This window comes from Polyangium sorediatum (genome assembly GCF_029946465.1).
In the GTDB taxonomy this organism is placed as follows: Bacteria; Myxococcota_A; Polyangia; order Polyangiales; family Polyangiaceae; genus Polyangium; species Polyangium fumosum.
The window spans coordinates 360,494-370,945 of record NZ_JARZHI010000004.1; the positions used below are offsets into that span (position 1 = coordinate 360,494).

At 68.2% G+C, this 10,452-nt stretch carries 10 protein-coding genes; 8 read left to right on the forward strand and 2 right to left on the reverse strand.

Annotated features, from left to right (window positions below; all coding sequences use genetic code 11):
• The first annotated feature begins 76 nt into the window (after positions 1–76).
• The 6 genes from QHF89_RS07665 to QHF89_RS07690 all read left to right on the forward strand — a co-directional run bounded on the left by QHF89_RS07665 (position 77) and on the right by QHF89_RS07690 (position 7,222).
• Entirely contained in the window at positions 77–832 is a 756-nt protein-coding gene (locus QHF89_RS07665; protein WP_136965759.1) for an isochorismatase family protein, read from the forward strand.
• A 40-nt stretch (positions 833–872) separates the two neighbouring features.
• Positions 873–1,877, forward strand: coding sequence for an L-threonylcarbamoyladenylate synthase (locus tag QHF89_RS07670; protein ID WP_284720205.1), 1,005 nt, complete (start codon positions 873–875; stop codon positions 1,875–1,877).
• 61 nt (positions 1,878–1,938) lie between these two features.
• The gene (locus QHF89_RS07675; protein ID WP_136965758.1) at positions 1,939–3,249 is read left to right on the forward strand and encodes a YcbK family protein; all 1,311 of its coding nucleotides are present in this window, start codon (positions 1,939–1,941) and stop codon (positions 3,247–3,249) included.
• A gap of 58 nt (positions 3,250–3,307) precedes the next feature.
• A complete protein-coding gene (locus QHF89_RS07680) occupies positions 3,308–4,492 on the forward strand; it encodes a hypothetical protein (RefSeq protein WP_136965757.1) in 1,185 nt (394 codons plus the stop codon).
• Between the two features lie 21 nt (positions 4,493–4,513).
• Complete coding sequence (locus QHF89_RS07685) at positions 4,514–6,568, forward strand: PrkA family serine protein kinase (protein WP_136929523.1); 2,055 nt, start codon at positions 4,514–4,516, stop codon at positions 6,566–6,568.
• Positions 6,569–6,793: 225 nt separating this feature from the next.
• Entirely contained in the window at positions 6,794–7,222 is a 429-nt protein-coding gene (locus QHF89_RS07690) for an outer membrane protein assembly factor BamD (RefSeq protein ID WP_136965756.1), read from the forward strand.
• Here the strand turns inward: QHF89_RS07690 and QHF89_RS07695 are convergent.
• Complete coding sequence (locus tag QHF89_RS07695) at positions 7,219–7,521, reverse strand: hypothetical protein (protein WP_136929525.1); 303 nt, start codon at positions 7,519–7,521, stop codon at positions 7,219–7,221. The two genes, QHF89_RS07690 and QHF89_RS07695, sit on opposite strands and share 4 nt — an antisense overlap.
• A 172-nt stretch (positions 7,522–7,693) precedes the next feature.
• Between QHF89_RS07695 and QHF89_RS07700 the strand changes: the two genes are divergently transcribed.
• Positions 7,694–8,137 (forward strand): hypothetical protein, encoded by a 444-nt coding sequence (locus tag QHF89_RS07700; RefSeq protein ID WP_136965755.1) that lies wholly within the window; start codon positions 7,694–7,696, stop codon positions 8,135–8,137.
• An 83-nt stretch (positions 8,138–8,220) separates the two neighbouring features.
• Here QHF89_RS07700 and QHF89_RS07705 read toward each other — a convergent pair whose 3' ends face one another.
• Positions 8,221–9,264, reverse strand: a complete 1,044-nt coding sequence (locus QHF89_RS07705; RefSeq protein ID WP_136965754.1) for an alpha/beta hydrolase — start codon at positions 9,262–9,264, stop codon at positions 8,221–8,223.
• Positions 9,265–9,546: 282 nt separating this feature from the next.
• On the opposite strand from QHF89_RS07705, the gene QHF89_RS07710 reads away from it, so the two are divergent.
• Positions 9,547–10,452 carry a hypothetical protein gene (locus QHF89_RS07710; protein WP_136965753.1) on the forward strand — a complete coding sequence of 302 codons (906 nt, stop codon included), beginning with the start codon at positions 9,547–9,549 and terminating at the stop codon, positions 10,450–10,452.

Consider the following 10,452-nt stretch of genomic DNA (forward strand, 5'->3'; position numbering starts at 1 on the left):
AAAGGAACTGGTGCCCGCGCGCGCCTCCGCCGTGGGTTCGTCCGCACGGACGTGCTACGAAAAAAAAGCGCGTTCCATGGTGGATCGGCTCGGCAGAGAACGGCTCCTCGAACTCACGCTCGCGGGCACGCCCGACAGGGCCCTCGCGTCGCTCGTCGCCGCTTCGCCCGAGGACGCGGCTGACCTCGCTGCGCTGCGTGAGGACCTCGCGCGCCTCGGGCACGCCGCGCCGCCCGTCGAGCCGCCGAAGCGCCTGCGCGAGCGCCTCCTCGCGACGCGCCCGCGGCCGCGTGGTCCGAGGCGGCCCGTGCTCGTGGTGCTCGACATGATCAACGACTACCTCACGCCGGGCCGCCCGCTCGAGGTCCCGCGCGCGCGGGACGTGGTCCCGGCGGTGAAGGAGCGCATCACGTGGGCGCACGAGAAAAACGTCCCCGTGATCTACGTGTGCGACACGCACGAGCCCGACGACGAGGACTTCCGCGATTGGCCGCGCCACGCCGTCGCCGGCACCGAGGGCGCCGAGGTGTGGCCCATGATCGCGCCCTCGCCCGGCGATCACCTCGTGCACAAGCGGACGTACAGCGCCTTCACGGGCAGCTCTTTCGGGCCGTTGCTCGACGAGCTCCACGCCGATCAAATCATCCTCACGGGCTGCGCCACCGAGATCGGCATGTTCGCCACCGCGAAGGACGCGCTCGAGCGAGGGTTCGTCGTGACGATCCCGCCCGACTGCCAGGCGGGCATGAGCCCCGTGGCCGAGCACGTCGCGCTCGTGACCCTCGCCGCCCTCGTGCCTTTCGAGCCGCGTTACCTCCGCGCCGCGCCTTGAAGAACGCGCGCGCCGCGTGCGAAGCGGCCCGCCTTGCTCCATGATCGCCGCGCCTGTGATCCGCACCGAGCTCCTGCCCTTCGACCCGCCCGCTGTTGCACGCGCGGCCGCGCTCCTCCGTGGCAAGCGCGTCGTCGCCTTTCCGACCGAGACCGTCTACGGGCTCGGCGCGCGCGCCGACGAACCGACCGCCGTGCGTCGCATCTTCGAAGCGAAGGGTCGTCCCGCGACGAACCCGCTCATCGTGCACGTCGCCGGCGTCGCCGAGGCGCGCGCGCTCGCGCTCGACTTCCCGCCTGCTGCCGAGCGCCTCGCCGCGCTCTTCTGGCCTGGCCCGCTCACGCTCGTCGTCACGCGGCGTCCCGGCGCCGTCGCCGATGAGGTCGCGGCCGGCGGATCGACCGTCGCGATTCGCGTGCCTGCCGCGCCCGTCGCGCGCGCGCTCCTCGAAGCGTGCCGTTTGCCCATCGCGGCGCCGAGCGCCAACCGCACGACCTCGCTCTCGCCCACGACGGCCGAGCACGTCCTGAAATCGCTCGGCGGGCGCATCCCGCTCGTGCTCGACGGCGGCCCTTGCCGGCACGGCATCGAGTCCACGATCGTCGACGTCTCTCGCAGTCCCGCTGTTCTTTTACGCCCGGGCGCCGTCTCGCTCGACGAACTACGCCGCCACGTCGACGTCGTCGATCCCGGCGTAATCACCGTCTCGCTCGACGAACGCGCGCCTTCGCCGGGCACCTCCGCGCGGCACTACGCGCCTCGCGCTACGCTCGTCGTCGTCCCTGCCGACGAGGCGCGCGCCGAGCTCGTGCGGCGCCGCGCTGCGGGCCTCGTCACCGGCGCGGCCTTGGTTGCGCCTGGCGCCGCCGTGGATCCTCCCGTCGAGATCTTGCCTGCGGACCCCGAGGGGTACGCGGCCGCGCTTTATGCGGCGCTCCATCGCCTCGACGACGCGGGCTGCGACAGCGTCGTGGTCGAAGCGCCTCCGGCGGGCTCTGCGTGGGCTGCCGTCCACGATCGCCTGCGCCGCGCCTCTTCTGCTTGAGCGCGGGAATTGCTGACGCCCCCTCGCGGGTTGTGGCAAAACGGGAGAGCCAGCTCTTGGGATGACGAAGCTCGTGGTTCGCTCGGATCAAAAGACGAAGCGCCCTGCGCGTACGACGCGTGGTTCGCTCGGGTCCACGCTTCCTTCGATCGGCATCGCCGCGCTCGTGCTCGCGGCCGCGACGTCGACCCACGCGGGGCCGCTCCTCGATCAGCCGCCCAAGCTCTACACCTTCAAGCTCGACGACCCGTCCGCGCCGCGCCTCGGCCTCTTGCGCTCGTACCTCAACGCCGAGGTCGAGAGCCCCGGCCCGCTGCGCCGCTACATCTGGGGACCCTTCGGCCAGTGGCGGAACGAGCCGTGGTTGCAGCTCGCGTGGCGCCACGCGCAAGCGGAGGGCGACGCCGCGGACGAACCCCACGCGTCGCACGACGACCTTCACGCGTTCGGATCGAGCCGCGTTCGTCTGCTCGACGACGCGTCCGCGGCCTTCGCGGCGCTCCCGGTGTTCCGCGTGGCCTCCGAGGGCTCGGAGATCCTGCGCATCGAGCCCGACGTCCTGCCGTCTTGGTCGTGGAACGGCCTCGATCCCGCGCGCGCACCTGCGCTGCTCGCCTCGACCGGACCGAGCTTTGCTTCGAACGGCTTCGACTCGCTCTGGGCGCCGCCGCCGAAGCCCGTCCGCGATTGGCGATGCCGTCGTCGCCCCGTGACCTTCGTCCGCGGCTCCGGCGAGCGTGACGTCTTCCCGCTCGTGCGTTGTGATGGATCCGTCGCGCCCGAGGCGCTCGATCGCCTCTCGCTCATGATGCGCCCAGCTGACGTCGCGCGCCCCGCCGATCTCCTCCCCGACGAGCCCGATCCCGAGGCCGTGCGCAAAGGCGAGTGGATCTCCGACGTGCGCCTCGTGCACCCGCGCCTGCTCTGGGCGTTGCAGCGCATCGCCGACTCGTTCCCGTGGCGTCCGATCTACATCTACAGCGGCTATCGCCCCGGCGCGAAGGTCGCGGGCACGAGCCACCAGAGCATGCACGCGGCCGCGCGCGCCGCGGACATCCAGGTCCACGGCATCCCGAACGCCACGATCTTCGAGCTCTGCCGCAAGCTCGACGACGTGGGTTGTGGCTTCTATCCGAACAGCAAGTTCGTCCATGTCGACGTGCGCAGGCCCGGCACGGGACACGCGCTCTGGATCGACGCGTCCGGCCCCTCCGAGCCCCCGCAGTACGTAGATTCGTGGCCGGGCGTGCTCGAGAAGGGCGGCATGGCCTGGGCGCCCGCGCAGGCCACGCCTGGTGTCGTGGAGTGGTCTTCTCGCCTGCCGTCCGGAGCGAGCATGCCTGCGCCCCCGCGGTACGGCGGGCCGCCGTAGCGCGCCTCGCGCGTCCACGCGCGAGCCACCACGCGAAGAATTCGTTACGATCCTCTTCGTGCGCGCTTTGCTTCGTTGGCTCTTGCTCGGCGGCGTGCCCCTCGGCGTCGCCCTCGCGCCGCTCGCGTGTGACGACAGCGGCTACCCTCAGATCATCGTTCGTCCGGGGGATCCCGGCGACGGCGGTCCCTCCTTCGACGCCGCCTGGGCCGACGCCTTGCCCGACGGCGACGCCGGGGATCCCGATGCGCCGGACGCCCCTTCCACGCCCGTTTGGATCGGCCTCACGCCGAACCCCGTCGGGGATGGAGCGCCGAAGCCCGGCGACGTCATCGCGGCCCGCCTCGGCGCGCTCGCGCTCGGCGCGCGGGCCACGATGCTCCGGCGCACGCCGATGGAACTCGCCACGGATGAAGGCACGCAGGCGCTCGCCGAGGAGGCAACCTTCTTCCACAGCCGCGGCGTCGTCCTCGGCTTCTCGCTCGTCATCCTCGATCGCGCCGTCGCGTTCCTCCCGCCCGACCTCGCGGAGAAACCGTGGAACGCGCCTGAGGTCCTCGCCTTCACGCATGCCTCGATCGACACGGCGTTCGCAGCGCTCGGCGGCGCGGCGCGCTTCTTCGTGCTTGGCCGCGACGTCGACGTCCGCCTCGCCGCGCATCCGGACGAGCGCGCGGCCTTCGAACTCTTCGCGAGCGACGTCCTCGACTACGTCCGCGCGCATCCGCTCGCTGCGCCGGACGTCCGCGCGGGCGTGGGCTTCTCGTTCGAGGGCGTGGCGGCTCCGGATCCCTCGTTCTTGCCGCTCCTCGATACGAGCGACGTCGCGGTCGCTTCGTATCTGCCTGGGCTCGGCGCCGTCGAGGCGGGACGTGCGAGCGACATCTCCGCGCATGCCGACACGATCCTCGCGCGTGCTGCGGACAAGGAGATCGTGCTCGAATCCGTCGGGGCTCCGAGCTCGTCCTTCGTCGGGGGATCGGACGACAAGCAGGCGCTTTTCCTCGAGACGTTTTTTGGTGCGCTCGCGCCGCGACGGGATCGCTTCGTCTTTGTGAATGTCGAGGCGCTGCACGATCTCGGCTCTGTTCGGTGCGGAGAGCGCATGTCCGTCTTGGGCGAGCCTGCGGAAGGACCGTACGCAGCCTATGCATGCTCGCTCGGCCTCTTCACCGAGCAGGGTCAGGAAAAGGCTTCTTGGAAGGCGTTCTTGAACGGCGCGGCCGCGTTCGCGTCACCGTGATCCGTGATGTAAGGTATCCACATGGGCGACGCGCAAAGTCTGGTGGGCAAGATTGCAGCGATGCAGGATTACGCCCTGTATCGGGACCTGTCTTGGGAAGGGAGCTTCGAGGAGTACCTGGGGCTCATTCGCAAGCAGCCGCAAGTCACGCGCAACGCGTTCCAGCGTGCGTACGACATGATCATCCGGTACGGGACCGAGGAGTACACCGACAACAAGAAGAAGCTCGTCCGGTACAACTTCTTCAAGGACGAGCTGAACGGCGGCCAGGACGCCATCTACGGCCTCGACATTCCGCTCATGCGCCTCGTGCACGTGCTCAAGGCGGCGGCGGAAGGGTATGGCCCCGAGAAGCGCGTCATCTTGCTCCACGGCCCTGTCGGCTCTTCGAAGTCGACGATCGCGCGCCTCATGAAGAAGGGCATCGAGCACTACTCGATGTCGACGGACGGAGCGCTCTACACGTTCGACTGGGTGAACCTCGACGGCGTCGGCATGGCGGGCCCCGAGAGCGGCCGCTTCAAGTGCCCCATGCACGAGGAACCCTTGCGCCTCATCCCGCCGACGTGGCGTGACCGCGCGGTCAAGGAGCTCGAGCTCTCGAACCCCACCTTCCACGTGCGCGTCGACGGTGACCTCGATCCGGCGTGCCGCTTCATCTTCAACAAGCTGATGGAGCGCTACGGCGGCGACTGGGGCAAGGTCATGCAGCACATCCGCGTGCGCCGCCTCGTGCTCAGCGAGAAGGACCGCATCGGCATCGGCACCTTCCAGCCGAAGGACGAGAAGAACCAGGACTCGACCGAGCTCACGGGCGACATCAACTACCGCAAGATCGCCGAGTACGGCTCCGACTCCGACCCGCGCGCGTTCAACTTCGACGGTGAGTTCAACATCTCGAACCGCGGCGTCGTCGAGTTCATCGAGGTCTTGAAGCTCGACGTCGCGTTCCTCTACGACCTGCTCGGCGCGTCGCAGGAGCACAAGATCAAGCCGAAGAAGTTCGCCCAGACGGACATCGACGAGGTCATCCTCGGCCACACGAACGAGGCCGAGTACAAGAAGCTCCTCTCGAACGAGTTCATGGAGGCCCTCCGCGACCGCACGATCAAGATCGACATCCCGTACATCACGAAGGTGTCGGAGGAGATCCGGATCTACGAGAAGGACTTCAACCGCGACAAGATCCGCGGCAAGCACATCGCCCCGCACACGCTGGAGGTCGCGGCGATGTGGGCCGTGCTCACGCGGCTCGAGGATCCGAAGAAGCACAACCTCTCGCTCGTGCAGAAGATGAAGCTCTACGACGGCAAGGTCCTGCCGGGCTACACGCAGGACACCGTGAAGGAGCTGCGCAAGGAGGCGCCGCGCGAGGGCATGGAGGGCATCAGCCCGCGCTACGTGCAGGACAAGATCTCGAACGCGCTCGTCAACGACATCGGCGAGGGCACGATCAACCCGTTCATGGTCCTCTCCGAGCTCGAGAAGGGCCTGCGCCACCACTCGCTCATCTCGAGCGACGAGCAGCGCAAGCGGTACGGCGAGTGCATCGGCATGGTGAAGCGCGAGTACGAGGAGATCGTCAAGAACGAGGTCCAGCGCGCCATCAGCGCCGACGAGGACGCGATCCAGAAGCTCGCGGCGAACTACATCGACTCGATCAAGGCCTACACCCTGAAGGAGAAGGTCAAGGATCGGTTCACCCGCGAGGACGTCGAGCCGGACGAGCGCCTCATGCGCTCGATCGAGGAGAAGATCGACATCCCCGAGAACCGCAAGGACGACTTCCGCCGCGAGATCATGAATTACATCGGCGCGCTCGCGGTCGACGGCAAGAAGTTCGAGTGGCACACGAACGACCGCCTGCGCCGCGCGCTCGAGCTCAAGCTCTTCGAGGATCAGAAGGACGCGATCAAGCTCCAGACCCTCGTCTCCAGCGTCATCGACAAGGAGACCCAGGAGAAGATCGACATCATCAAGACGCGGATGATCAAATACTTCGGGTACAACGAGGTCTCCGCGCGCGACGTCCTCGACTACGTCGCCAGCATCTACGCCCGCGGCGATACGAAGTAGCCAGCCCTCGCGAACGCGTCCCCAGGCTCCCCGCTCCCACCGAGCGGGGAGCTTTTTTCATTTTGCCGCGGTGCGCCGTGAACCCGGCCCCGCCCGCGAATACACGCGAAACGTCGCAAATTGCATCGCTGCGCAGCCGCCTTCGCGCTACGCAAAACCCATTTCGCGCCTATTTTCGCGGATCTCCCCATTGGGCCCTGGTCTTTCCCGGGGTATAGATCGGTCATGCGACGCCTCGGCGCGCTCCTTGGTTCGTCCCTCTTCTTGGTGTTTTCCGCCGGCTGCGGCGGATACCTTGGCAGCGCGCAGCGCGCCTACCAGGACGGTCGCTACCTCGAAGCGGCCGAGAAGCTCGGGGACCATGAGGACGAAGTCACCGCGCTCTCGCCGCGCAAGCAGGTGAGTTACGGGTTGTATATGGGGCTGTCCCTGATGAAGCTCGGGGACCACGACGGCGCCGAGCGCTGGCTCGGGTTTGCCGAGCAGGTCGAAGCCCAGCGGCCCGGGACCTTGCGGCCCGACGAGAAACGCGAGATCGAGGCCGCCCGCGGGCAGCTCGCCGGCATCGAGGAGAAGGCCAAGGCGGCGGGCGAGGAGCCCACCCAGGACGGGACCTTCCTTCAGACCGTCCGGCAGACCGAGCCCGCGCCCTAGGACGCGTCCTTGGATGCGTCCTTGGATGCGTCCTTTTCGAGCTTCGCGCGCAGCCGCGACACACTCTGCTCCAGCGACGAGACGACCCGCCGCAGGTCGCGTACCTCGTCGGACGTTGCCAGGCCCATCGACTTCGCGAACGCCTCTTTTTGCTCCGTCGTGAACGTCGAGACGCGCCCGGGCATGCTCATCGCCGTCATCACGAGCTTCATGAACCGCTCGTCCTGCATGAGCTTCGCGACCTGCGGGCTCGACGCGAACTTCATTCCCTCGGAGACGATCCGATCCTTGATGGACATGGACGGAGCCTAGCAGACCCGGGCAAGCCGAGGGTGCAGCGTAGGCGGCCCTCTGTCCCCCGTCCTTTCATAAAAAGTGGGTTCGATTTGCGTTTGCCATTACGTTTGTCAGAGTCCTGCAGAGCCATTCGCGCCGGATTTTCCCCGCGCGTGGGCTCGGGGAGGGGAGCGAATGCACTCGAACGGCCTCGCCAATGGCTGCGTGCCGGGCGTTCACGAATCCGACGACGATCCGCCGTCGACCCAGCCCAGGACCAAGCGCTCTGCCGAGGCGTCGCCCGATTCCACGGTCCTGCTTTGCGTCCAGGTCATGCCGCCCGGCGCCCGTATCTTCCTCGACGATACGTTGATCTCGGTCGGGCCGCATCGCGGGCGTATTCCGTGTGAGCTTCGCTGGCGTGTCCTGCGCGCCGTGGCGCCGGGGTATGTCTCGTGGGCCGAGGTCATCATGCCCGTCACCGACATCACCGTGGCCGTGGCCCTCGGGCGCAAGGCGCAATCGACGCCGCCGCCGCCGCGCCCGATCCGCGTCGTCCTCCGCCAGCCGGAAGAGCCCGTGCCGGATTCGACGCCCCCGTCCTCCACCGATCCGCTGGCGATCACCGTCGGCTGGTGAATTCGGCCTTTGCGCTCGGGGGCTCGGCTCGCAGGCCGCGCCGGGCCCCCGAGCGTTGTTTTCTTCCCTTCCCGCGCGACGCTTCAATGGGCGACGCGCGCGCCGAGCCACCGCGTGAGCAGCGGCCAAACCGTATGCGTCGAGCGGCTGCCCATGATCAGATCGATGTGGCCTTGCGGGAACACGCGGTACGTCTTGTCCCCCGATCGGCTCGATCGATAGGCCGGCTCGACCGACGCGGGCGGCGCGAGATCGTCGCTCTCGCCCGCGACCACGAGCAGCGGAACGTCCATCGCCTCGAACCCCTCGACGAACCCGGACAACCCTCCGAGCCGGTGCCCGCTCTGCCGCGCCTCCGCCGCCGCGAGGAACATGTTCCGGAGCACCGTGATGCTCCCGCTATCCATCGCCAGGGACATGTGCTGCGCGAGCACCACGGGCTCCATCGATCCCGGACGGAAGCCGCGAATCGGCAGTGGAAACACGGGACTTTCGACGAGCACGCGCGTGAGCCGGACGACCTCGCCGATGGCGCGCAGCCCGAGCGCCCCGTGGCCGAACGACATCCGCCGGTCCACGGCGAGCAGCAGGTGGCCGGCCAGCGTCAGCGGCAGCGAGCCGCGCGTGAAATGGTAGGGGCTGCCGAGGGTCACCACGCCGGCCACCGCGCCGTGGGCGAGGGGCGCCGCCGCGTAACTGACGAGCCCGCCGAGCGAATGTCCCACGAGGAACACCGGGTGCGGCCCGGCGAGCCGTTGCACTTCTTCGAGCGCCCAGGGGACGTCCTGCTTGACGAACTCGCTCACGTCGGTCGGCCGCCGCGCGCCGAGGTGTCGGGAACGGCCGTGGCCGCGCAGGTCCAGGTTGAAGACGTCGAAGCCCTCGCGGGCCAGGTAGTTCGACAGGCTCCGGGCGGGCAGGTGCCAGGCGTACCGATTTTGCCCGTAGCCGTGAATGAGCAGCACGCTCCCCCGCGTCCCGCCAAGCTCCGCCGAGCGTTTTCGCACCATCGCCAGCGGAATTCCATCCTCGGCTCCGCCGCCCCGCACGACGCACAGCTCCTTGACGAAACGCCCGCGCGCGTCGCGATCGATCGCTTGTTCGACCCGGAGCTGGTGCAGGATCATCGGTCCCCTCCGATTACCTACAAGAATGCGCCGAGCATGCAACGCGCCGAGCACTTCCCGGACATTGGGGCCTCGCGTGTCTCCTCGTTTCCAAGGAAAACCGGGAAGCCGCGCGCATGAGGCCCCGGAATGGATGGCACGTGGGCCATGTCGAGTTGGGAAGATCACGTGGCTGGGCGTGTCGGTGGGGTGGGTGCGTCGCGGGGGCTTTCAAGACGGGCGGGCTCGTGTACTGTCTCGGGCGTCCTTCTCCCTTCGAGCACACCGACGAAAGAGCGCCCCATGTCCCGCATGGCCCTGCTTACCCGCTTTGCTCCCTTGACCCTCGGCGCGTCCCTCTTCGTGGCCGGCACCGCGTATGCGCAGCCCTCCGAGGACGGGTTCGACAAGGACGCCGAAGATACGATGGCCGGAAAGGCGAACGACAAGGAGGAGGCGGCGGCCGGCGACAAGATGCCGGGCGAGAAGGAGAAAAAGAAGGAGGACAGCGGCGACGCCGGGATCTGGGACACGAAAGAGGATCCCACGAAGGCGTACCGTTACGTCGGCCTCCGCTACCGCCACGCCATCATCCCGAAGGCGATCCTGAACCTCTTCACGGACGGCGGCGCCACGGTCGGGGTGCCGATGGGGGGCCTCGAGTTCGGCACGCGGCGCGACCGCCTCGAATACATTTTCTCGCTCTCGTACGCCGACTACTCGAAGGGCGAGATGCTCTTCAAAGGTAAGGGCCAGCCGGTCACGGCGTACGAGCGCGTGCAGAGCGATCTCGCCGTCATTTACGGCAAGGTCGAGATCCTCTACGAGGTGCCGCTCGACAGCCGCAGCCGCTTCTCGCTCCTCTTCGGCGGCGGCGTGGGCATCGGCGGCGTCATCGGCGACCTCCATCGGAGGCAGGTCTACCCGGGCTCGGGCAGTGATCCCGGCGTGCCCTCGCAGTGGAACGACTGCACGGCCTTCGGCGAACCGGACGCCACCTACTGCGACGTCGACAACGGCCACTTCGGCGACTACGCCGAGCCGAGCTGGGCGAGCGGCGGCTCCAAGCCGTTCATTTTCCCGTGGATCGCCGTGCCGCAGGTGAGCTTCCGCTACAAGCCCATCAAGATGCTCCAGGCGCGCGCCGACGTGGGCTTCGCCATTAGCTCGGGCGTCTACTTCGGCGCCAGCATCGACTACATCCTCTGA